At 64.4% G+C, this 19,806-nt stretch carries 26 protein-coding genes and 3 tRNA genes; 26 read left to right on the plus strand and 3 right to left on the minus strand.

Features of this window, described 5'->3' with window-relative positions; all coding sequences use genetic code 11:
- The first annotated feature begins 88 nt into the window (after positions 1–88).
- From IP90_RS12520 to ychF, 3 genes are all read left to right on the plus strand, one after another.
- Positions 89–769 carry a 50S ribosomal protein L25/general stress protein Ctc gene (locus IP90_RS12520; RefSeq protein WP_144899998.1) on the plus strand — a complete coding sequence of 227 codons (681 nt, stop codon included), beginning with the start codon at positions 89–91 and terminating at the stop codon, positions 767–769.
- A gap of 88 nt (positions 770–857) precedes the next feature.
- Complete coding sequence (gene pth / locus IP90_RS12525; RefSeq protein ID WP_144899999.1) at positions 858–1,442, plus strand: aminoacyl-tRNA hydrolase; 585 nt, start codon at positions 858–860, stop codon at positions 1,440–1,442.
- 87 nt (positions 1,443–1,529) lie between these two features.
- On the plus strand, positions 1,530–2,621 hold the full coding sequence (ychF, locus tag IP90_RS12530) for a redox-regulated ATPase YchF (RefSeq protein ID WP_144900000.1): 1,092 nt from the start codon (positions 1,530–1,532) through the stop codon (positions 2,619–2,621).
- A 200-nt stretch (positions 2,622–2,821) separates the two neighbouring features.
- Here the strand turns inward: ychF and IP90_RS12535 are convergent, their stop codons facing one another.
- The 3 genes from IP90_RS12535 to IP90_RS12545 form a co-directional block, all read right to left on the minus strand.
- Positions 2,822–5,929, minus strand: coding sequence for a TonB-dependent receptor (locus IP90_RS12535; protein ID WP_144900001.1), 3,108 nt, complete (start codon positions 5,927–5,929; stop codon positions 2,822–2,824).
- A gap of 91 nt (positions 5,930–6,020) precedes the next feature.
- Positions 6,021–7,082, minus strand: coding sequence for a FecR family protein (locus IP90_RS12540; RefSeq protein WP_144900002.1), 1,062 nt, complete (start codon positions 7,080–7,082; stop codon positions 6,021–6,023).
- Positions 7,060–7,644: an RNA polymerase sigma factor gene (locus IP90_RS12545; RefSeq protein WP_144900003.1), complete on the minus strand. Its 585-nt coding sequence runs from the start codon at positions 7,642–7,644 to the stop codon at positions 7,060–7,062. The genes IP90_RS12540 and IP90_RS12545 overlap by 23 nt, the downstream gene beginning before the upstream one ends.
- Before the next feature lie 138 nt (positions 7,645–7,782).
- On the opposite strand from IP90_RS12545, the gene IP90_RS12550 reads away from it, so the two are divergent.
- The 23 genes from IP90_RS12550 (at position 7,783) to rplF (ending at position 19,779) form a co-directional block, all read left to right on the plus strand.
- On the plus strand, positions 7,783–8,808 hold the full coding sequence (locus tag IP90_RS12550) for a cyanophycinase (RefSeq protein ID WP_144900004.1): 1,026 nt from the start codon (positions 7,783–7,785) through the stop codon (positions 8,806–8,808).
- Between the two features lie 74 nt (positions 8,809–8,882).
- Entirely contained in the window at positions 8,883–9,908 is a 1,026-nt protein-coding gene (locus IP90_RS12555) for an isoaspartyl peptidase/L-asparaginase family protein (RefSeq protein ID WP_199753473.1), read from the plus strand.
- Between the two features lie 145 nt (positions 9,909–10,053).
- A tRNA-Tyr gene (locus IP90_RS12560) sits at positions 10,054–10,139 on the plus strand.
- A gap of 27 nt (positions 10,140–10,166) precedes the next feature.
- Positions 10,167–10,240, plus strand: a tRNA-Gly gene (locus IP90_RS12565).
- A 43-nt stretch (positions 10,241–10,283) separates the two neighbouring features.
- Positions 10,284–10,359 (plus strand) — tRNA-Thr (locus IP90_RS12570).
- A 63-nt stretch (positions 10,360–10,422) separates the two neighbouring features.
- Positions 10,423–11,613 carry an elongation factor Tu gene (gene tuf, locus IP90_RS12575; protein ID WP_144900005.1) on the plus strand — a complete coding sequence of 397 codons (1,191 nt, stop codon included), beginning with the start codon at positions 10,423–10,425 and terminating at the stop codon, positions 11,611–11,613.
- 439 nt (positions 11,614–12,052) lie between these two features.
- Positions 12,053–12,364, plus strand: a complete 312-nt coding sequence (gene rpsJ / locus IP90_RS12580) for a 30S ribosomal protein S10 (RefSeq protein ID WP_005408208.1) — start codon at positions 12,053–12,055, stop codon at positions 12,362–12,364.
- 10 nt (positions 12,365–12,374) lie between these two features.
- Positions 12,375–13,028 carry a 50S ribosomal protein L3 gene (gene rplC, locus IP90_RS12585; RefSeq protein ID WP_144900006.1) on the plus strand — a complete coding sequence of 218 codons (654 nt, stop codon included), beginning with the start codon at positions 12,375–12,377 and terminating at the stop codon, positions 13,026–13,028.
- A 13-nt stretch (positions 13,029–13,041) separates the two neighbouring features.
- Positions 13,042–13,647 carry a 50S ribosomal protein L4 gene (gene rplD, locus IP90_RS12590; protein WP_144900225.1) on the plus strand — a complete coding sequence of 202 codons (606 nt, stop codon included), beginning with the start codon at positions 13,042–13,044 and terminating at the stop codon, positions 13,645–13,647.
- Positions 13,644–13,940: a 50S ribosomal protein L23 gene (rplW, locus tag IP90_RS12595; RefSeq protein WP_144900007.1), complete on the plus strand. Its 297-nt coding sequence runs from the start codon at positions 13,644–13,646 to the stop codon at positions 13,938–13,940. Before rplD ends, rplW begins: the two co-directional genes overlap by 4 nt.
- 10 nt (positions 13,941–13,950) lie before the next feature.
- A complete protein-coding gene (gene rplB / locus IP90_RS12600; RefSeq protein ID WP_144900008.1) occupies positions 13,951–14,778 on the plus strand; it encodes a 50S ribosomal protein L2 in 828 nt (275 codons plus the stop codon).
- Between the two features lie 6 nt (positions 14,779–14,784).
- Complete coding sequence (gene rpsS, locus IP90_RS12605) at positions 14,785–15,063, plus strand: 30S ribosomal protein S19 (protein WP_144900009.1); 279 nt, start codon at positions 14,785–14,787, stop codon at positions 15,061–15,063.
- 10 nt (positions 15,064–15,073) lie between these two features.
- Entirely contained in the window at positions 15,074–15,481 is a 408-nt protein-coding gene (gene rplV / locus IP90_RS12610; RefSeq protein ID WP_144900010.1) for a 50S ribosomal protein L22, read from the plus strand.
- Position 15,482: 1 nt separating this feature from the next.
- Positions 15,483–16,226: a 30S ribosomal protein S3 gene (gene rpsC / locus IP90_RS12615; RefSeq protein WP_144900011.1), complete on the plus strand. Its 744-nt coding sequence runs from the start codon at positions 15,483–15,485 to the stop codon at positions 16,224–16,226.
- Positions 16,227–16,229: 3 nt separating this feature from the next.
- Positions 16,230–16,643, plus strand: a complete 414-nt coding sequence (gene rplP, locus IP90_RS12620) for a 50S ribosomal protein L16 (RefSeq protein WP_144900012.1) — start codon at positions 16,230–16,232, stop codon at positions 16,641–16,643.
- The gene (gene rpmC / locus IP90_RS12625) at positions 16,643–16,828 is read left to right on the plus strand and encodes a 50S ribosomal protein L29 (RefSeq protein WP_144900013.1); all 186 of its coding nucleotides are present in this window, start codon (positions 16,643–16,645) and stop codon (positions 16,826–16,828) included. The genes rplP and rpmC overlap by 1 nt, the downstream gene beginning before the upstream one ends.
- A gap of 12 nt (positions 16,829–16,840) precedes the next feature.
- Positions 16,841–17,104: a 30S ribosomal protein S17 gene (rpsQ, locus tag IP90_RS12630; protein ID WP_425477111.1), complete on the plus strand. Its 264-nt coding sequence runs from the start codon at positions 16,841–16,843 to the stop codon at positions 17,102–17,104.
- Positions 17,105–17,118: 14 nt separating this feature from the next.
- Positions 17,119–17,487: a 50S ribosomal protein L14 gene (gene rplN, locus IP90_RS12635; RefSeq protein ID WP_137266186.1), complete on the plus strand. Its 369-nt coding sequence runs from the start codon at positions 17,119–17,121 to the stop codon at positions 17,485–17,487.
- A gap of 14 nt (positions 17,488–17,501) precedes the next feature.
- Positions 17,502–17,816 carry a 50S ribosomal protein L24 gene (gene rplX, locus IP90_RS12640; protein ID WP_144900015.1) on the plus strand — a complete coding sequence of 105 codons (315 nt, stop codon included), beginning with the start codon at positions 17,502–17,504 and terminating at the stop codon, positions 17,814–17,816.
- Between the two features lie 11 nt (positions 17,817–17,827).
- Entirely contained in the window at positions 17,828–18,367 is a 540-nt protein-coding gene (rplE, locus tag IP90_RS12645; RefSeq protein WP_144900016.1) for a 50S ribosomal protein L5, read from the plus strand.
- A gap of 19 nt (positions 18,368–18,386) precedes the next feature.
- The gene (rpsN, locus tag IP90_RS12650; protein WP_144900017.1) at positions 18,387–18,692 is read left to right on the plus strand and encodes a 30S ribosomal protein S14; all 306 of its coding nucleotides are present in this window, start codon (positions 18,387–18,389) and stop codon (positions 18,690–18,692) included.
- 146 nt (positions 18,693–18,838) lie between these two features.
- Positions 18,839–19,237, plus strand: a complete 399-nt coding sequence (rpsH, locus tag IP90_RS12655) for a 30S ribosomal protein S8 (RefSeq protein ID WP_144900018.1) — start codon at positions 18,839–18,841, stop codon at positions 19,235–19,237.
- Between the two features lie 14 nt (positions 19,238–19,251).
- The gene (rplF, locus tag IP90_RS12660; protein ID WP_144900019.1) at positions 19,252–19,779 is read left to right on the plus strand and encodes a 50S ribosomal protein L6; all 528 of its coding nucleotides are present in this window, start codon (positions 19,252–19,254) and stop codon (positions 19,777–19,779) included.
- Positions 19,780–19,806 lie beyond the last annotated feature (27 nt).

The following is a 19,806-nucleotide window of genomic DNA, read 5'->3' on the forward strand; positions in this document are numbered from 1 at the left end:
ATTCCCGGGAACGCAGGCTCCCCTGGTCGCGGGGGAGTCCAACCGCCGCAGTGATGCGGCTTCATCGCAACGAAGTGAGTAAGTGAAAATGGCTACCGAACACAAAATCGCAGCTGCCGTGCGCGGCGACGAAGGCAAGGGTGCGAGCCGCCGCCTGCGTCGCGCCGGTCAGATCCCCGCCATCGTCTATGGCGGCCAGGCCGAGCCGCAGAGCGTCCAGCTCGAGCACGAGAAGACCTGGCTGGCCAGCCAGAACGAGTGGTTCTACTCGTCGATCCTGACCCTGGATGTCGACGGCAAGGCCGAGCAGGTGCTGCTGCGTGACATGCAGCGCCATCCGTACAAGCAGCTGATCATGCACCTGGACTTCCAGCGCGTCAGCGCCAACGAGGCGATCCGCGTCGCGGTGCCGCTGCACTTCATCAACGAAGAGAAGTCGCCGGCCGGCAAGGCCGCCGGTGTCGCGGTCACGCACGAGCTGACCGAAGTGCAGATCAGCTGCCTGCCGAAGGACCTGCCGGAGTTCATCGAGATCGACCTGTCCGCGCTTGCGGTTGGCGACACGGTCCACCTGTCGCAGGTCAAGCTGCCGGCCGGCGTGGAAGTGCCCGAGCTCAAGCTCGGCGCCGACCACGACGTGGCGGTGGTCGTTGCTCGTTTCGTCAAGGAAGAGGTCGAGGAAGCGGCTGCCGAAGGCGAAGCGGCTGCCGAAGTGCCGGCCGCCAAGGTTGCCGACGACGAAGGCGACAAGGAGAACGACAAGGAGTGATCGTCGCGACGCGACGTTGCTTTTTGCCGGCTTGCGGGGGATCTGCTGGAAAGCAGGTCCCTCACTTCGTTCGGGATGAGGACGAGAGATGGCTGGTTTGCGCCTGATCGTCGGCCTCGGCAACCCGGGCCCGGAACACGCCAGGACCCGACACAACGCCGGGTTCTGGTTTGTCGATGCGCTCGCTGCGAAAACCGGAGCGCGTTTCTCGGTGGAATCCAAACTGTTCGGCGAGACCGCCAAAGCGGAAATCGCAGGACGATCGGTGTGGCTGCTCAAGCCCGCCACATACATGAACCTCAGCGGCAAATCGATCGGCGCCGCGCTGCGTTTCTGGAAGATCGAGCCCGAAGAGTGTCTGGTGGCGCACGACGAGTTGGATCTGGCGCCGGGTATCGTTCGTTTGAAATTCGACGGCGGGCATGGTGGCCAGAACGGCGTGCGCGACACGATGGCCATGCTGGGCCACGGCAAGTTCCATCGCCTGCGGATCGGTATCGGCCATCCCGGGAACAAGGACAAGGTCACGCCGTGGCTGCTGAAGGGCGGCCCGGACAAGGTTGACGAAATATTGATCGGACGGGCGATCGATGACGCGCTCGATGTGCTGCCGCTGGCGGTGAACGGCGATTTCAACGAAGCGATGAAGCGCTTGCATACGGAGAAGCAGTGATTCGTGACTGGTGATTGGTGATTCGCAACGGCAAGCGTCTCTGCTTGAACGAATCACCAATCACGAATCACCAATCACGGATCCAACATGGGCATCAAATGCGGCATCGTCGGCCTGCCCAACGTCGGCAAGTCGACCCTGTTCAACGCGCTGACCAAGGCAGGCATCGCCGCGGCCAATTTCCCGTTCTGCACGATCGAGCCGAACGTCGGCGTGGTGCCGGTGCCGGACCCGCGCCTGAATGCGTTGTCCGACATCGTCAAGCCGCAGAAGGTGATCCCGACCGCTGTCGAATTCGTCGACATCGCCGGTCTGGTAGCCGGTGCCGCCAGCGGCGAAGGACTGGGCAACAAGTTCCTGGCGCACATCCGCGAAGTCGACGCGATCACCCACGTGGTGCGCTGCTTCGAGAACGACGACGTCATCCACGTCAACAACAAGGTCGATCCGATCGCCGATATCGAGACCATCGATACCGAACTGGCGCTGGCCGACCTGGAATCCGTCGAGAAGGCGCTGCAGCGCGCCGAGCGTTCGGCCAAGACCGGCGACAAGGAGGCCAAGGCCCGCGTCGAAGTCCTCGCCCGCGTGCGCGAAGGCCTCGATGCCGGCAAGCCGGCGCGCGCGCTAGGCCTGTCGGACGACGACAAGGCGGTGGTGCGCGACCTGTTCCTGCTCACGCTCAAGCCGGTGATGTATGTGGCCAACGTGCTCGAGGACGGCTTCGAGAACAATCCGCACCTGGACGCGGTGCGTGCCCGCGCGGCCGGCGAGGGCGCGGAAGTGGTGCCGGTGTCGGCGGCGATCGAGGAGGAACTCTCGCAATTGGACGACGCGGACCGCGATACCTTCCTGCACGACCTCGGCCTCGACGAGCCCGGCCTGAACCGCGTGATCCGAGCCGCCTACAAGCTGCTCGGCCTGCAGACCTATTTCACCGCTGGCGTGAAGGAAGTGCGCGCGTGGACGGTCAGGGCCGGGTCGACCGCGCCGCAGGCCGCCGCCGTGATCCATACCGATTTCGAGAAGGGCTTCATCCGCGCCGAGACGATCGGCTACGACGACTTCATCAAGTACAAGGGCGAATCCGGTGCGCGCGACGTCGGCCGCCTGCGCCTGGAAGGCAAGGAATACCGCGTCCAGGAAGGCGACGTGCTGCACTTCCGCTTCAACGTCTGATCGCATCTGCCTTTGTCGCGGCTTTGCGAAACTTTTCTGAAGTGTCATCCCGGACGCAGAGAGGGATCTTCACTCGGGAATGACAGGAAAAGAACAGCTGGCGGCTGAGCCGCTCCCACAAGAAGCCGCTTCCATGGCTCTTCCACAAAGCCGCGCCCACAAAAAACCTCCCGTTGCCGGGAGGTTCGAGGGCGACACGGTCAGAGCGCCTTGCCGCCGAACTTGTAGGTGAACTGCAGGTAATAGCTGCGTCCCAGCGTGTCGAACCACGATACGTCGTAGTAGGGATAGGCGGTATAGGTCGGATCACGCGGCGGCATCTTGTCGAACAGGTTGTCCACCGCCAGCGAGAGCCGCATGTGGTCGGTGAAGCGGTATTGCAGCGTCGCGTTGTAGCGATAGGTGGCGGCGATGTACGGGCTGCCGGCCTCTTCGTCTTCGGGATCGTAAACGCCGTCGTAGGAATCGGAGTTGGGCAGGTGGCCGAGGCGCTGGCCGTGCAGGCTCGCGGTCCAGGCGTTCCTGTCCCACGACACGGTGGCGCTGGCCTTGGTTCGCGGGATGTCGAAGCCGCTGTTGACCGCAAATTCGTCCTCGACGATGTCGCCGTCGAACTGCTGGAAGTCGTGCTGGCGCACCCAGGTGTAGTTGCCGGTGAAGCGGAACTCGCCGATGCCGGTTTCCACCTGGTAGTGCGTGCTCAGGTCGACGCCGCTGGTGCTCTCGCGGGCGATGTTGATCGGATTGACGTGGATGCCGTACAGCCTGCCGTCGATGCGGGTCACGCGCGAGATCGCGTCCGTGCAGGTCGGCGAGTTGACGTCGACCGGCGTGCCGTCCACGCGCGAGCCGATCCGGCAATTGGCTTCGTCCTGCAGGATCGCGTCGTTGCGCATGTCCTGCACCTGGTCGCGCATGTCGATGTCGAAGTAGTCCAGCGATATGTCGAAGCGGTCCGTCGGCGACCACACCAGGCCGGCGGTCCAGGAGGTACTGGTCTCCGGGTCCAGTTCGCGGTTGCCGGAACGGGAACGGATCAGGCCCTCGTCGTTCCAACTGCAGTCCTCGAGCGCCTCGCCCGGCTCTTCGGTGCGGCAGCGGTAATAGTCCACGCCGGAAGTCTCGTCGTTGCCGATGCCGGCGTAGATGTAGTGCAGGTCGGCGGCACGAAACGCGGTGCCATAGGAGCCGCGCACCAGCAGCGTCTCGTGCGGGCGCCATTCCAGTCCGGTGCTGTAGGTGAACTTGCCGACATCGTGGCCTGCGTAGCGATAGCGGTCGTAGCGCCCTGCAGCGCTGAGGTCCAGCGCCTCGAACAGCGGCATGCGCAACTCACCGGCCGCCGCCCAGCGGTCGCGGTCGCCTTCGCCGTCGGAGTCCTTCCAGCTGTAGTAGTAGTACTCCAGCGCGTGCGGATCCGGATTCAGGGCGTACGCCTGGTTGCCGATCTCGACCACGCCAGCAAAGCCCGCTGGCCCGGCTGGCAGTTCGAACAGGCTGGTGTTGGTGACCGTGAACGACAGCGTGTCGGTGCGCGACTTGGGGTGGTAGGTGGTGTAGTCGGCGATCGAATCGTATTCCGCCCGCGTCAAAGGCGTGTACAGCCGGTTGGGATCGGCGTTGAAGATCGGCAGGTCCGAAACGTCGTCCACGCCGAGTTGCGGTCCAAGGAACAGGTTGTTGGCAGCCGCGGCGACGATCTGCGGCCAGCCGATCTCGGACTGGTATTGCGAATGGCTGAAGGCCGCTTCCCAATCCCAGTTCTCGCCGAACACGCCCTTGAAGCCGGTGACGATGCCGAACGTCTTCTGTGTGTTGCGGATCATGCCCTGATCGAGGCCGCCCATTTCCTCGGGCGCGAACTGGCGCTGCCAGTACTCGACACGATTGGTGGCCTGGTTGAAGAAATACCCCTCCTCGTTGCCATCAGGGGCCATGTAGTTCCAGCTGCGCACGTCGGTGAACAGTTCCACCTTGTGATAGCCCAGCTGCACGTCGGCGAACCATTCGGCATCGTCGCCGAAGGCGTAGCTCAGCGAGGCGTACGCGTTGGCGCCGCGGCGCTTGCTGATGATGGTTCCATAGCCGATCGATTCATCGCTGCCGCAGAAGAAGCCGGGCGGATATTCGTCAGCGACCGGATCATAGCGGCCCCAGCGCGGTCGACTGGCGCGGTAGGTGGAATCCATGTTGAGGAAGGCGAGCCGGTCGCAGGTTGTCTGGCCCGGATCCACGTAGTACTCGTTGTCGCCGTCGTCCGGATCCCATGCGGTCTGCAGGAAAACGCGCCGCGCGGCGGCGGTGTCGTCGGGGGAGTCCTTCACCGAATCCTGCAGGCTGCGCTCGTACGCCCACAGCGGCTTCTGGTCGAGCAACTCGATACCGTAGGCGGCGTTGAAACCGCCACGCGAAAAACCGGACGACAGGCTGAGCCTCAGCGACTCGCCGCCGCCGCGTTTGGTGTCGCCGTAACGCAGGTCGACCGTGGTGCCATCGGCATAGTCCTTCAGGATGAAGTTGACCACGCCGGAGATCGCGTCCGAGCCGTACACCGCCGACGCGCTGCCGGTCAGCACTTCGATGCGGTCGACCATGCCCAGCGGGATGTTGGAGATGTCGGTGAAATTGCTGCGGCCCTTGAACGGCATCGGAAAGTCGGCGATGCGGCGGCCGTTGACCAGCACCAGGGTACGGTTGGGCCCGAGTCCGCGCAGGTCGACCTGCTGTGCGCCGGGCGAGAAATCGCCGCCGCTGAAGGATTGCTGGCTCTGGGTTTCGCCGCCGTTCTGGGTCATCGCCCGCAGCACGTCGGGAATGCTGGCGAAGCCGCTGTCGTGGATCTCCTGCGCCGTCATGATCGACACCGGCGCCGGGCCCTCGGTCTGCGCACGCGGGATGCGCGAGCCGGTCACCTGCACCGTTTCCAGCGTCGTCGTCTGCTGCGCTGCGGCGGCGCCGGAAGCGGCGGGGGTGACCGGAGCGGGGCGGGGTGTCGGTGCTGCTTCGCTCTTCACGATCACGACGGCGCCGGAGGCATCGCGACGCGCGGCATAGCCGCTGCCGCGCAACAGCCGGTCGAGCGCTTCGTCCGACGAGCGCGCCCCTTGCACGCCTTGCGTACGCAGGCCTTTCAGCTGGTCGGCGCGATAGACGAACTGCGCACCCGATTGCCTGGCCAGCGAGTCCAGTGCGGCGACGAGGTCGCCAGGAGGGATGTCGATCCGCGCAGGAGCGTCGGTCTGCGCCTGTGCGGTCAACGCGGCCGAACAGGTCAATGCGAGCAGCAGTACGCGTAACGAACGCATCATCGGGATCCCCTCCCCATCGGCGCGCGCAGTGGCACCGTATGACTGTGGGGACGAACGAGCCCGCGAAATCCCCCGCCCGCGACCGGTCGCGTCACTGGCTGTACAGAACGATGCGCTCGTCCTCGTGCTCGGCGCGGACCGGGAAACCTTGTTCAAGCAGCCGCACGAACACGTCGACGTTGGACCAGCGGAAGTTGCCGCCCACCCGCAGCGCGGCGACTCGGGCATCGCCGATCACGATCTTGCGGCCGTTGTAGCGGTTGAACTCGGCCGCCGCGTCGGACAGCGGGGTGTCGTGGAACGCGAGGAAACCGCTGCGCCAGTTGAGCTGCCGTTCGGCTTCTTCGACCGATCCCGACCGCACCAGCACGCCGTTGCTGGTGGCCAGCGCCACGCTGCCGGCGGGCAGCAGGGTGGTGGGTTGCGGATGACGGTCCGGGGCCGTATCGGTTTCCAGACGTACCGTGCCTTCGGTGACCACCACCCGCAGGTTCGCCGCGTCGCGACGCACGGCGTAGCGTGTGCCGACGGCAATCGCGCGGCGTGCGCCGGCGGCGACCACGAACGGCCGGCCGGGATCTTTGGCGACATCGAAGAACGCCTCGCCTTGCTGCAGATCGATACGGCGTTCGCCGCGCGACATCGATACCAGGATGCGGCTGTCGCTGCTCAGCGTGGCGCGCGAACCGTCGGCCAGCGGTATCAGTCGCAGCTCGCCCAGCCCGGACTGATAGGAAGTCTGTTCGACTGCGGTGAGATAACGCCACATCCCCGCCGACGAAACGGCGAGCGCCAATGCGGCGGCCGCACCAAAATAGCGGCCCATCCGCGTGCTTCTCGGCGATGCGCGCGGCGCGGCGGAAGCCGGTGCCGCGCGGGTCGTGTCGTTCATGACCTCACGCGAACCGAGGAATGGCGAGGCCGTCCACTGTCCGCGCTCGGGCAAGGTGCCGGCAGGCAACCCCGCGCCCAGCGCTTTCAGCCGGTCGCTTTGCTGCCATGCGCTTTCCAGTCGCAGGAAGGCGACACGATGCGCGGTCGAGGCCGACAGCCAGGCGTCGAGACGCACTTGGTCATGGTCGGACCAGTGACCACCGTCGCGCTGCGCCAGCCAGGCCGCCGCGGTGCGTTCAATCTGCTTGCTGCTGCTCATGGTCCGCTTTCCGTCCGGCTTCCGTTGCCTGTCGCGAACGACCGGCTTGCGCCGGGCCGCCGTAGAAGTGCTCGGCGATCATGCGAACACCTTTCGCGACATGTTTCTCCACGGTTTTCTCGGTAATGCCCAGGCGCGCCGCGACTTCCTTTTGCGGCAGTTCCTCGACCCGCCGCAGCCAGACCACTTCACGGCACCGGTCCGGCAGGCGATCGAGGGCCTCGGCCAACCGCTTGAGCACCTGCCGCGCGCCCAGGCGCCGCTCCGGGGAGAGTTCGTCTATCAAGACGTGCATCGACTCGAAATCACCCACTGTCTCGATCGATACCACCCGCCCGCGTCGCAGCCGGTCGGTCATCAGGTGCCGCGCGGTGGCGAACATGAAGGATTTGGGCATCGATGGTCGCGCCTTGCCGGCCGCTTCGTAGATGCGCACGTACACTTCCTGGCGCAGGTCGTGGATGTCGTCGCGCCGTGGCCAGCAACGTCGCAGGTAGAGCACCAGCGCATCCTCGTGGACGAGGATTTCGCGGGCGAACCAGGCGTCGAGCGACTCGTCCATGCGGCGACCTTACCCGATCGCGATCGGGTAAAAAGCCATCGCGAAGATAAATTCTCGCAGGGCGCAACGGGATGGGGGATGTCGCGCCCACGTTCGTCCCGGACTCAATGGCCGTGCGAAACGCGGGGGAGAACAAGCATGGGTTTGCGTTGGCGTGGAACGGTAATCCGTATCGCACTGTGTCTGGCGCTGTCGTGTTGCGCAGCCGCTCTGGCTGCACCGGGGACAGGCGGCAAGGGCTATCGTTATTTCGAGATCGGCGATGTAAAGGCGTCGCGACCCGGTGCGACCCAGGCCGGGCTGATGCTGGTCGGCGGAGGCGATTGGCCTTACGACGCGTTCCGCTGGATGATCGCGCGCGCTGGCCACGGCCGCATCGTGATCCTGCGCGCTTCGGGCACCACCGAGGCGCAGGACGAATTCTTCAGGGACATCGGCGGCATCACCGCGGCGCAGACGCTGGTGTTCAGTGACCGCCGCGCAGCCAGCGATCCGAAGGTCCTGGAGATCGTGCGCAACGCGGACGGCATCTTCCTGGCCGGGGGCGACCAGTCCAACTACGTGAACTACTGGAAGGGCACGCCGCTCAACCGGCTGCTCGACGAACACATCCGCGCCGGCAAGCCGATCGGCGGCACCAGCGCCGGGTTGGCGATCCTGGGCGCCTGGTCCTATGGCGCGATGGACGGGGGCAGCGTGGTCTCCAGGACAGCGTTGAACGACCCGATGAGCCCGGAGGTCACGCTGGTCGGCGATTTCCTGCACATGCCATACCTGGAGAACGTGATCACCGACAGCCACTTCGGCAAGCGCGAGCGCCTGGGCAGGCTGATCGCCTTCGTCGCCCGACTGTCGCAGGAGCAGGGCAGGACCGGCCTGGCCGGCATTGGCGTGGACGAATACACCGCACTGTGCATCGACGAGGCCGGAACCGGCCGCGTATTCACCGGCAATGGCGGTCATGCCTGGCTGGTGCGGCCGCAGCGGCAGGCCGACGATTTCCGCGCAGGCAGGCCGCTGACCTTCCGCGACGTGCCTGTAGTGGGTATCGGCGCGCAAAGCGTTATTCGCTTGCCGGGCTTTCAGGTCGAAAACCCTGCGTTTTCAATGATCTATGACGTCGCAAATGGCAGCTTGTCGGCGAAGGGCAAAAATCTGCCGTAAGCGGCTGCTCGCTCAAGAGCTTCACTAGAATGATCCTGCGGCGCTTGGCGCCGACACCTTTCGGAGCCCGAAGAATGAAGTCGATCCTGCGTTCCTGCCTCGCCCTGCTGCTCTGTTCGGCCCTGATGGCCTATGCCGCCGAAGCGCCCGGGCCCGTGTTGATCATCCACGGCGGTGCCGGCGTGGAACGCAAGGGCATGACGCCGGAAAGCGAAAGGGCCGCCCGGACCGCGCTGGAGCTGGCCCTGCGCCGCGGTCACGCCGCACTCGCGGCCGGGAAACCCGCCCTGGACGCGGTGACTGCGGCGATCACCGTTCTGGAGGACGATCCCAACTTCAATGCCGGCAAGGGCGCCGTGTTCACCCACGATGGCAGGAACGAGCTAGATGCCGCGCTGATGGACGGCGCCACCCGGCGTGCCGGGGCCGTGGCCGGGGTGCACCGGATCAGGAACCCGATCCTGCTGGCGCGCGCCGTGATGGAGCGGTCCAAGCACGTGATGATGGTCGGCGACGGCGCCGAAAGCTTCGCCAGGGAACAGGACATCGAGCTGGTAGATCCGTCCTATTTCCGTACCGAAAAACGCTGGCAGCAGCTGCAGCGGGCACTAGAGGAGGAGGCCGCCGGCCAGGCCCACGCCGATCTGGAGACCGCGAAACACTTCGGCACCGTCGGCGCGGCCGCCCTGGACGCCCAGGGCCACCTGGCGGCCGGCACCTCGACCGGCGGCATGACCAACAAGCGTTACGGCCGGGTCGGCGATGCCCCGATCATCGGCGCAGGCACCTACGCCAACAGCCATTGCGCCGTGTCCGGGACCGGCTGGGGCGAGTTCTACATCCGCACGGCTGCCGCCCACGACATCTGCGCGCGGATGGCCTACCTGAACGAAAGCCCCGGACAGGCCGGGCTGAAGGTCATCAACCAAGTCATTCCCAAGCTGGGCGGCGACGGCGGCGCCATCGTGCTGGGCGCGGACGGGCGCTTCGCGTTCCCGTTCAACACCGAAGGCATGTACCGGGGGTGGATCGGGGCCGATGGCGTCCCGCACGTCGCCATCTACTCGGACGAAAAGCTGCCGGAGCCTGCCGGCGAATAGGGCGGCGCGGCTGGATCGGTCGCTGTGGGCGTCCTGCGGACGGGGCCGGGAGGCAGGTTTCCGGCTTTTCCCGCACACGCGGCGTTGACAGCAAAACGCGGCGGCGTCAAAATCGCGGGCTGTTTCACGGCGTTACGGAACGACCGGAGGGATACCCAAGCGGCCAACGGGGGCAGACTGTAAATCTGCTGGCTTACGCCTTCGGTGGTTCGAATCCACCTCCCTCCACCAGTTCCATGCGGCAAAGAGTCTCCCGGTGCGGGAGTAGTTCAATGGTAGAACATCAGTTTTCCAAACTGATTACGAGGGTTCGATTCCCTTCTCCCGCTCCATCGTTCTGCATTGATATTCCTGCACGGCAACACTAGATACAACGCTCACGTAGCTCAGTCGGTAGAGCACCTCCTTGGTAAGGAGGAGGTCGATGGTTCGATTCCATTCGTGAGCACCATATTCAGCAAGTTCCAACCAACAGTCGGCACTCCACCAATTCAAGTCAGCGAGACAGACAGTCATGGCCAAGGGTAAATTCGAGCGCACCAAGCCCCACGTGAACGTGGGTACGATCGGACACGTGGATCACGGCAAGACGACGCTGACGGCGGCGCTGACGAAGGTGGGCGCGGAGCGTTTCGGTGGCGAGTTCAAGGCCTATGACGCGATCGACGCGGCGCCGGAAGAGAAGGCGCGCGGGATCACGATCTCCACGGCGCACGTGGAATACGAATCGGCCAACCGGCACTACGCGCACGTGGATTGCCCGGGACACGCGGACTACGTGAAGAACATGATCACCGGTGCGGCGCAGATGGACGGCGCGATCCTGGTGTGCTCGGCCGCCGACGGCCCGATGCCGCAGACGCGCGAGCACATCCTGCTGTCGCGCCAGGTCGGCGTGCCGTACATCGTGGTGTACCTGAACAAGGCGGACATGGTCGACGACGCCGAGCTGCTGGAGCTGGTGGAGATGGAAGTGCGTGAGCTGCTGACCAAGTACGAGTTCCCGGGCGATGACACCCCGATCGTGCACGGTTCGGCGCGCCTGGCGCTGGAAGGGGACCAGTCGGAGATCGGCGTGCCGTCGATCCTGAAGCTGGTGGAGGCGCTGGACAGCTTCATCCCGCAGCCCGAGCGCGACGTGGACAAGCCGTTCCTGATGCCGGTGGAAGACGTGTTCTCGATCTCCGGCCGTGGCACCGTGGTGACCGGGCGCATCGAGCGCGGCATCATCAAGGTGGGCGACGAAATCGAGATCGTGGGCATCCGTCCGACCCAGAAGACCACGGTCACCGGCGTGGAGATGTTCCGCAAGCTGCTGGACCAGGGCCAGGCGGGCGACAACGCCGGTCTGCTGCTGCGCGGCACCAAGCGTGACGACGTGGAGCGCGGCCAGGTGCTGGCCAAGCCCGGTTCGATCACCCCGCACACCGAGTTCGAGGCCGAGGTGTATGTGCTGTCCAAGGACGAAGGTGGCCGTCACACGCCGTTCTTCAAGGGCTACCGTCCGCAGTTTTACTTCCGCACCACCGACATCACCGGCGCCTGCGAGCTGCCGGAGGGCGTGGAGATGGTGATGCCTGGCGACAACGTGAAGATGAAGGTGACGTTGATCAACCCGGTGGCGATGGACGAAGGCCTGCGTTTTGCGATCCGCGAAGGCGGCCGCACGGTCGGTGCCGGCGTGGTGGCCAAGATCATCAAGTGATGATTGGCCAGTCGACGCCCTAGGCGTCGGCGCCCGCAGATCGTCATCCCGGCGCAAGCCGGGACCCAGTTTTACAGCTCCACCAGCCATCGGGCGGCCCAGCCCCTCCGCAGGCAGGACAGCAACACCGAAACACCGCCGGAACCCCATTGGGCAGGCTCCGGTTACAGCGAAAAGAGGGGCAGGAAGCCCCTCGTGTTCGCCGGACAGGGAAATGTCGCGTGGCAGGGACCCGGAACAGCGTTCCAGCTGTTGACGGGTAGTGTTTACGCGCTTTATACTTTTCCGTCTGGGCAGGCCGGGTAACCGGCCTGCCCAGCTTTTCGAAGGGATACTCCCGGGTCGCAAAGCTTCGGCTGGCCTGGAAAGTCTTTGATTTCATGGGGTTTTGCGCGCCCAGTCGCGAAACCTGTCGCTCTTTAACGAAGGAGTCTCCGCCATGGCGGACCAAAAGATCCGGATCCGGCTCAAGGCGTTCGATCATCGTTTGATCGATCGTTCGGCCAGCGAGATCGTCGAGACGGCCAAGCGGACCGGCGCGCAAGTGCGCGGCCCGATCCCGCTGCCGACCAAAATCGAACGTTACACCGTCCTGGTGTCCCCGCACGTCGACAAGGACGCGCGCGACCAGTACGAGACCCGCACGCACAAGCGCGTGCTCGACATCGTCGACCCCAACGACAAGACCGTGGACGCGCTGATGAAGCTCGAACTCGCGGCGGGCGTCGATGTGCAGATCAAGCTGACCTGAGGCCGCCACCATGACCGCGAAGAAATATTCGTTGGGCATCGTCGGCCGCAAGGCCGGCATGAGCCGCATCTTCACCGAGGACGGCAAGTCCGTGCCGGTGACGTTGATCGAGGCTACCCCGAACCGCATCACCCAGATCAAGACCCAGGAAACCGACGGCTACAGCGCCGTGCAGGTCGCCGTGGGCAGCAAGCGCGCCGTGCTGATCAACAAGCCCGAAGCCGGTCACCTGGCCAAGGCCAAGGTCGAGGCCGGTCGTGGCCTGTGGGAGCTGCGCGTGGCCGACGACAAGATCGGCGACTTCAGCATCGGCGGCGAGATCAAGGCCGACATCTTCGAAGTCGGCCAGATCGTCGACGTCGAAGGCGTGACCAAGGGCAAGGGCTTCCAGGGCACGATCAAGCGCTGGAACTTCAAGATGGGCGACGCCACGCACGGCAACTCGCTGTCGCACCGTTCGCCGGGCTCGATCGGCCAGCGCCAGACGCCGGGTCGCGTTTTCCCCGGCAAGAAGATGTCCGGCCACATGGGCGCCGTACGCCAGAGCACGCAGAACCTCGAAGTGGTCCGGGTCGACGCCGAGCGCGGCCTGATCGCGGTCAAGGGCGCCGTGCCGGGTGCGCCGGGCGGCGACGTGATCGTCCGTCCGACGAGCAAGGCATAAGGGACAGATGACCATGGAACTCTCGATCAACAACAGTAAAGAAACGCTGTCGGTTTCCGACGCCGTGTTCGGCCGCGAATTCAGCCACGACCTCGTGCACCAGGTCGTCGTTGCCTATCGCAACGCCGGTCGTGCCGGCACCAAGGCGCAGAAGACGCGCTCGGAAGTCAATGGCACCACCAAGAAGTCGAAGAAGCAGAAGGGCGGCGGCGCGCGTCACGGCGCATTGACGGCCCCGATCTTCGTCGGCGGCGGCGTGACCTTCGCGGCCAAGCCGCGCAGCTTCGAGCAGAAGGTCAACCGCAAGATGTACCGCGCGGCGATCTCGGCGATCCTGTCCGAACTCAACCGCCAGGGCCGCCTGAAGGTGGTCGACGCGTTCGACGTCGACAGCACCAAGACCAGCGGCCTGGTGTCCAAGCTGAAGGAATTCGATCTGGGCCGTCGCCCGCTGATCGTCACCGAAGACGCTTCCGAGCACCTGTACCTGTCCGCGCGCAATCTTCCGTATGTCGAAGTGCGTGACGTGCAGGGCCTGGATCCGGTCGCGCTGGTCGGCGCCGACAGCGTGCTGATCACCGCCGATGCGGTGAAGAAGGTCGAGGAGTGGCTGGCATGAACACCAATCTCTATAACGTGATCCGCGCCCCGCGCGTGTCGGAAAAGACTGCGCGCCTGCAGGAAGTTTCCAACCAGTACGCGTTCGAAGTCGCCAACCAGGCCACCAAGGCTGATATCAAGGCGGCGGTCGAGCAGATTTTCGACGTCAAGGTCGAGTCGGTGAACGTGGTCAACGTGAAGGGCAAGAACAAGGCCTTCCGTAACCGTCAGGGCCGTCGCGGCGACTGGCGCAAGGCCTACGTCAAGCTGGCCGAAGGCCAGTCGATCGACGTGATGATGACCAAGGCCTGAGGAAAGACCCATGGCATTGATGACTTTCAAACCCACTTCTCCCGGCCGCCGCTCCGCGGTGCGCGTGGTCACGCCCGATCTGCACAAGGGTGCGCCGCACGCTGCGCTGGTCGAGAAGAAGACCAACAGCGGTGGCCGCAACCACCACGGCCGCATTACCACCCGTCATATCGGTGGTGGTCACAAGCAGCACTACCGCATGGTCGACTTCAAGCGCGACAAGGAAGGCATTCCGGCGCGCGTGGAGCGGATCGAATACGATCCCAACCGCACCGCCCACATCGCCCTGCTGTGCTATGTCGACGGCGAGCGCCGTTACATCATCGCGCCGAAGGGCCTGAAGGCCGGCGACCAGGTGATCGCGGGCGAGAGCGCGCCGATCCGTGCCGGCAATACCCTGCCGCTGCGCAACATTCCGGTCGGCACCACGGTGCACTGCATCGAGATGAAGCCGGGCAAGGGCGCGCAGATCGCACGCGCCGCGGGCGCCAGCGTCTACCTGGTCGCGCGCGAACAGGGCTACGCCACGCTGCGTCTTCGCTCCGGCGAGATGCGCCGGGTGCCGGTCGAGTGCCGTGCCACCGTCGGCGAAGTCGGCAACGACGAGCACAACCTGGAAAAGCTGGGCAAGGCTGGCGCCAAGCGCTGGCGTGGCATCAAGCCGACCGTTCGCGGCGCGGCGATGAACCCGGTCGACCATCCGCACGGCGGTGGCGAGGCCAAGGCCGGACAGGGCAACCCGCACCCGGTCACCCCGTGGGGTGTTCCGACCAAGGGTTACAAGACCCGCAAGAACAAGCGCACGCAGAAGTTCATCGTGCGCGATCGTAGGAGCTAATCGGCCATGGCACGTTCACTGAAAAAAGGCCCGTTCGTCGACCACCACCTGATCAAGAAGGTGGAGACCGCGGGTGGCAACACCAAAAGGCCGATCAAGACCTGGTCGCGTCGCTCGATGATCCTGCCGGAAATGGTGGGCTTCACCATCGCCGTGCATAACGGCAAGAACCATATTCCGGTGCTGGTCAACGAGAACATGGTCGGCCACAAGCTCGGCGAGTTCGCGCTGACCCGCGTGTTCAAGGGTCATGGCGGCGACAAGAAAGCCGACGCGAAGAAGTAAGGAGATGACCATGGACGCCAAAGCAAAATCAGACGCTAAGGACGAGGCGCGCAAGCAGCGCAAGCTCGCCCGTACCGAGCTGAACAAGCGCACCTCGGTCCTCCGGACCGCGCGCATCTCTCCGCAGAAAGCCCGCCTGGTCGCCGACCAGGTGCGTGGCCTGCCGGCCGCACGCGCTCTCGAGTTGCTGAAGTTCAGCGACAAGAAGGCCGCGGCCATGATCTACAAGGTGCTGTTCGCGGCGGTTTCCAACGCCGAGAACAACGCCGGCGACGACGCCGACGACCTCAAGGTCAAGACCATCATGGTCGACGAAGGCCCCACGCTGAAGCGCTTCATGGCGCGTGCGAAGGGTCGCGGCACCCGCATTCTCAAGCGCACCAGCCATATCACCGTGGTCGTGGGCGAGGGCAAATAAGATGGGTCATAAAGTTCACCCGACCGGCATCCGCCTGGGCATCGCCAAGGACTGGAACTCCAAGTGGTACGCCGGCAAGAAGGAATACGCCGGTTACCTGGCCGCCGACCTCAAGGTCCGCGAGATGCTGCGCAAGAAGCTGGCGCAGGCCGGTATCAGCAAGATCCTGATCGAGCGTCCGGCCAAGACGGCGCGCGTGACGATCCACACCGCCCGCCCGGGCGTGGTGATCGGCAAGCGTGGCGAGGACATCGAGAAGCTGCGCAAGGAAGTCAGCGACCTGATGGGCGTCCCGGCGCACATCAACGTCACCGAGGTCCGCAAGCCGGAACTCGACGCGCAGCTGGTCGCCGAGTCGATCGCGCAGCAGCTCGAGCGCCGCATCATGTTCCGCCGCGCCATGAAGCGCGCCGTCGGCAACGCGATGCGCCTGGGCGCGCTGGGCATCAAGGTCAACGTCGCCGGACGCCTGAACGGCGCCGAGATCGCGCGTTCGGAGTGGTACCGCGAAGGCCGCGTGCCGCTGCACACGTTGCGCGCCGACATCGACTACGGTTTCGCCGAGGCCAAGACGACCTACGGCATCATCGGAATCAAGGTGTGGGTCTACAAGGGCGAGGTCTTCGACTTCAGCCAGGTCGGCCAGGAAAAACAGGACGATTCACCGCGTGGTGATCGTAACGATCGCAATGACCGTCCGGCGCGCGCACCGCGTCCGCCGCGTGATCGCGAGGCAAGGGGCTAAGCCATGTTGCAACCCAAGCGAACCAAATACCGCAAGATGCACAAGGGCCGCAACGACGGCCTGAGCTGGAACGCCAACGCCGTGAGCTTTGGCGAGTACGGCTTGAAGTCGACCGCGACCGGCCAGCTGACTTCGCGTCAGATCGAGGCAGCGCGCCGTTCCATCAGCCGTTACGTCAAGCGCGGCGGCAAGATGTGGATCCGCGTGTTCCCCGACAAGCCGATCACCAAGAAGCCGATCGAAGTCCGCATGGGCTCCGGCAAGGGCGGCGTGGAGTTCTGGGTCGCGCAGATCCAGCCCGGCCGCATGATCTATGAAATCGAGGGCGTCGACGAAGCCACCGCACGCGAGGCGTTCCGCCTGGCCGCGGCCAAGCTTTCGGTGACCACCACCTTCGTGACCCGGACGGTGCGCTAATGGAACTCAAGCAAATGCGTCAGAAGTCTGCGGACGAGCTGAACAAGCATCTGGTGGACCTGCAGAAGGAGCAGTTCTCGCTGCGCATGCAGAAGGCCACCGGCCAGCTCACCAAGACCCATGAAACCCGCCGGGTGCGCCGCGAGATCGCTCGCGTCAAGACCCTGCTGGGTGGAAAGCAGTAAGGACCGATGACCATGAACAACACTGATAAAAAGCAGCACACGGTCGAAGGCCGCGTGGTCAGCAGCAAGATGGACAAGACGGTGACGGTGCTCGTCGAGCGCCAGGTCAAGCACGCGCTGTACGGCAAGTACATCCGCCGCTCGACCAAGCTGCACGCCCACGATGCCGACAACGCCTGCAACGAGGGCGACAAGGTGCGCCTGGCCGAGATCGCGCCCATGTCCAAGACCAAGAACTGGCGCGTCGTCGAAATCATCGCCCGCGCGGCCGAATAAGAGGAGGCTGAACCATGATCCAGATGCAGAGCCACCTCGACGTGGCCGACAATTCAGGCGCCAAGGAAGTGATGTGCATCAAGGTGCTCGGCGGCTCCAAGCGCCGGTACGCGCACATCGGCGACATCATCAAGGTGTCGATCAAGGACGCGATCCCGCGCGGCAAGGTCAAGAAGGGCGAGGTCTACGACGCCGTCGTGGTGCGTACCCGCAAGGGCGTGCGCCGTGCCGATGGTTCGCTGATCCGCTTCGACGGCAATGCCGCCGTGCTGCTCAACAACAAGCATGAACCGATCGGTACCCGCATCTTCGGGCCGGTGACGCGCGAACTGCGCTCCGAGAAGTTCATGAAGATCGTCTCGCTCGCACCCGAAGTGCTCTGAGCGGAGGAACAGACATGAACCGAATCAAGAAAGGCGACCACGTCGTGGTCATCGCCGGCAAGGACAAGGGCAAGCGTGGTGATGTGGTGCAGGTCAGCGGCGACAAGGTCGTCGTGTCCAACATCAACATCGTCAAGCGCCACACCAAGCCGAACCCGCAGGCCAACCAGCCAGGCGGCGTGATCGAACGCGAAGCGCCGATCCACGTTTCAAACGTGATGCTGTTCAACTCTGCCAGCGGCAAGGGCGAGCGCATCAAAACCAAGGTGCTGGAGGATGGACGCAAATTGCGCGTGTTCCGCTCCAGCGGTGAGGCGATCGACGCCTGAGGAATGCAGTAATGACCACCCGTCTTGAAAAAATCTACAAAGAAGAAGTGATGCCCGCGCTGATGAAGCGCTTCGGCTACACCAATCCGATGCAAGTGCCCCGCATCACCAAGATCACGCTGAATATGGGCGTGGGCGAGGCTGCGGCCAACAAGAAGATCCTCGAGAACGCCGTTGCCGACATGGCCAAGATCGCCGGCCAGAAGCCGGTGACCACCAAGTCGCGCGTGTCGGTGGCTTCGTTCAAGATCCGTGACGGCTGGCCGATCGGTGCCAAGGTCACGTTGCGCCGCGCCAAGATGTACGAGTTCCTGGACCGCCTGATCAACGTGTCGCTGCCGCGGGTGCGCGACTTCCGCGGCGTGTCGGCTCGTTCGTTCGACGGTCGCGGCAACTTCAACATGGGCGTGAAGGAACAGATCATCTTCCCGGAAATCGACTTCGACCAGGTCGACGCGATCCGCGGCATGGATATCGCCATCACCACCACCGCAAAATCCAACGAAGAAGCCAAGGCATTGCTCGAAGCCTTCCGCTTCCCGTTCCGCTAAGCCTCGCGAGGAATCCGAAATGGCAAAGACCAGCATGGTCAACCGCGACGCCAAGCGCGCGAAACTGGCGAAGAAGTTCGCCGCCCGACGCGAGGCGCTGAAGAAGACCATCTCCAGCACCAACGCGTCCTACGAAGAGAAGATGGAAGCGGCGGTGAAGCTGCAGAAGCTGCCGCGCGATTCGTCGCCCAGCCGTCAGCGCAACCGCTGCGAGCTGTCGGGTCGTCCGCGTGGCGTGTATCGCAAGTTCGGCCTGGGCCGCAACATGCTGCGCAAGGCCACCATGAACGGTGACGTTCCCGGCCTGCGCAAGGCCTCCTGGTAAACCGTGGTTGGTGGGACGTGATCGGTGATTGGTAAAAGCAATCGGCTTTTCACGAATCACGAATCACGAATCACGAATCACGAATCACGAATCACCCAATCAATACCCGTATCCACGGATATCGGTGCACTCAAAGGTAATACTCAATGAGCATGACTGATCCCATCGCCGACATGCTGGTCCGCATCAAGAATGCGGCTGCTGTGGGCAAGCCGACGGTGAAGATGCCGTCGTCCAAGACCAAGGTCGCGATCGCCAACGTCCTCAAGGACGAAGGCTACATCGGCGAATCGCGCGTGACCGACCTCGGCGGCGGCAAGGCCGAACTCGAGATCGTGCTGAAGTACTACGAGGGCAAGCCGGTCATCGAGAAGCTGCAGCGCGTGTCGCGCTCGGGCCTGCGCCACTACCGTGGCAAGGACGCGCTTCCGAAGGTGCTGGGCGGACTCGGCGTCGCCATCATTTCCACGTCCAAGGGCATCATGACCGACTCGCAGGCGCGCCAGCAGGGCGTCGGCGGTGAAGTCCTGTGCTTCGTGGCATAAGGGGAGAATCGACCATGTCCCGCGTAGCCAAGAAGCCAGTCGCCCTGCCCAAGGGCGTCGACCTCAACATCCAGTCCGAGAGCATCAGCGTCAAGGGTGCCAAGGGCACGCTGTCGATCGCCAAGCCGGCCGGCGTCGAAATCAAGATCGAAGACGGCCATGCGCTGTTGTCGACCGACAACGTCGAGTTGATCCCGATGACCGGCACCCTGCGCGCCATCCTCGCCAACATGGTGAAGGGCGTGTCGGAAGGCTTCGAGCGCAAGCTCGAGCTGGTCGGCGTCGGTTACCGTGCCGCGATGCAGGGCAAGGACCTGAACCTGTCGCTGGGCTTCTCGCACCCGGTGCTGTTCAAGACCCCGGACGGCATCAGCATCGCCACCCCGACCCAGACCGAGATCGTGGTCAGCGGCGCCGACAAGCAGCGCGTCGGTGAAGTCGCCGCCAAGATCCGCGGTTTCCGTCCGCCGGAGCCGTACAAGGGCAAGGGCGTGAAGTACGCCGGCGAGAACATCATTCGCAAGGAAGCCAAGAAGGCGTAAGTGCGCTTTCAGCTTTCCGAGGACACA

Source organism: Luteimonas cucumeris, assembly GCF_007830035.1.
In the GTDB taxonomy this organism is placed as follows: Bacteria; Pseudomonadota; Gammaproteobacteria; order Xanthomonadales; family Xanthomonadaceae; genus Luteimonas_C; species Luteimonas_C cucumeris.

What these genes read in the sequence shown, in the direction of transcription:
- IP90_RS12520 (WP_144899998.1), top strand. Translation starts at nt 89, where the DNA reads ATGGCTACCGAACACAAAATCGCAGCTGCCGTGCGCGGCGACGAAGGC.
- pth (WP_144899999.1), top strand. Translation starts at nt 858, where the DNA reads ATGGCTGGTTTGCGCCTGATCGTCGGCCTCGGCAACCCGGGCCCGGAA.
- ychF (WP_144900000.1), top strand. Translation starts at nt 1,530, where the DNA reads ATGGGCATCAAATGCGGCATCGTCGGCCTGCCCAACGTCGGCAAGTCG.
- IP90_RS12535 (WP_144900001.1), bottom strand. Translation starts at nt 5,929, where the DNA reads ATGATGCGTTCGTTACGCGTACTGCTGCTCGCATTGACCTGTTCGGCC.
- IP90_RS12540 (WP_144900002.1), bottom strand. Translation starts at nt 7,082, where the DNA reads ATGAGCAGCAGCAAGCAGATTGAACGCACCGCGGCGGCCTGGCTGGCG.
- IP90_RS12545 (WP_144900003.1), bottom strand. Translation starts at nt 7,644, where the DNA reads ATGGACGAGTCGCTCGACGCCTGGTTCGCCCGCGAAATCCTCGTCCAC.
- IP90_RS12550 (WP_144900004.1), top strand. Translation starts at nt 7,783, where the DNA reads ATGGGTTTGCGTTGGCGTGGAACGGTAATCCGTATCGCACTGTGTCTG.
- IP90_RS12555 (WP_199753473.1), top strand. Translation starts at nt 8,883, where the DNA reads ATGAAGTCGATCCTGCGTTCCTGCCTCGCCCTGCTGCTCTGTTCGGCC.
- tuf (WP_144900005.1), top strand. Translation starts at nt 10,423, where the DNA reads ATGGCCAAGGGTAAATTCGAGCGCACCAAGCCCCACGTGAACGTGGGT.
- rpsJ (WP_005408208.1), top strand. Translation starts at nt 12,053, where the DNA reads ATGGCGGACCAAAAGATCCGGATCCGGCTCAAGGCGTTCGATCATCGT.
- rplC (WP_144900006.1), top strand. Translation starts at nt 12,375, where the DNA reads ATGACCGCGAAGAAATATTCGTTGGGCATCGTCGGCCGCAAGGCCGGC.
- rplD (WP_144900225.1), top strand. Translation starts at nt 13,042, where the DNA reads ATGGAACTCTCGATCAACAACAGTAAAGAAACGCTGTCGGTTTCCGAC.
- rplW (WP_144900007.1), top strand. Translation starts at nt 13,644, where the DNA reads ATGAACACCAATCTCTATAACGTGATCCGCGCCCCGCGCGTGTCGGAA.
- rplB (WP_144900008.1), top strand. Translation starts at nt 13,951, where the DNA reads ATGGCATTGATGACTTTCAAACCCACTTCTCCCGGCCGCCGCTCCGCG.
- rpsS (WP_144900009.1), top strand. Translation starts at nt 14,785, where the DNA reads ATGGCACGTTCACTGAAAAAAGGCCCGTTCGTCGACCACCACCTGATC.
- rplV (WP_144900010.1), top strand. Translation starts at nt 15,074, where the DNA reads ATGGACGCCAAAGCAAAATCAGACGCTAAGGACGAGGCGCGCAAGCAG.
- rpsC (WP_144900011.1), top strand. Translation starts at nt 15,483, where the DNA reads ATGGGTCATAAAGTTCACCCGACCGGCATCCGCCTGGGCATCGCCAAG.
- rplP (WP_144900012.1), top strand. Translation starts at nt 16,230, where the DNA reads ATGTTGCAACCCAAGCGAACCAAATACCGCAAGATGCACAAGGGCCGC.
- rpmC (WP_144900013.1), top strand. Translation starts at nt 16,643, where the DNA reads ATGGAACTCAAGCAAATGCGTCAGAAGTCTGCGGACGAGCTGAACAAG.
- rpsQ (WP_425477111.1), top strand. Translation starts at nt 16,841, where the DNA reads ATGAACAACACTGATAAAAAGCAGCACACGGTCGAAGGCCGCGTGGTC.
- rplN (WP_137266186.1), top strand. Translation starts at nt 17,119, where the DNA reads ATGATCCAGATGCAGAGCCACCTCGACGTGGCCGACAATTCAGGCGCC.
- rplX (WP_144900015.1), top strand. Translation starts at nt 17,502, where the DNA reads ATGAACCGAATCAAGAAAGGCGACCACGTCGTGGTCATCGCCGGCAAG.
- rplE (WP_144900016.1), top strand. Translation starts at nt 17,828, where the DNA reads ATGACCACCCGTCTTGAAAAAATCTACAAAGAAGAAGTGATGCCCGCG.
- rpsN (WP_144900017.1), top strand. Translation starts at nt 18,387, where the DNA reads ATGGCAAAGACCAGCATGGTCAACCGCGACGCCAAGCGCGCGAAACTG.
- rpsH (WP_144900018.1), top strand. Translation starts at nt 18,839, where the DNA reads ATGAGCATGACTGATCCCATCGCCGACATGCTGGTCCGCATCAAGAAT.
- rplF (WP_144900019.1), top strand. Translation starts at nt 19,252, where the DNA reads ATGTCCCGCGTAGCCAAGAAGCCAGTCGCCCTGCCCAAGGGCGTCGAC.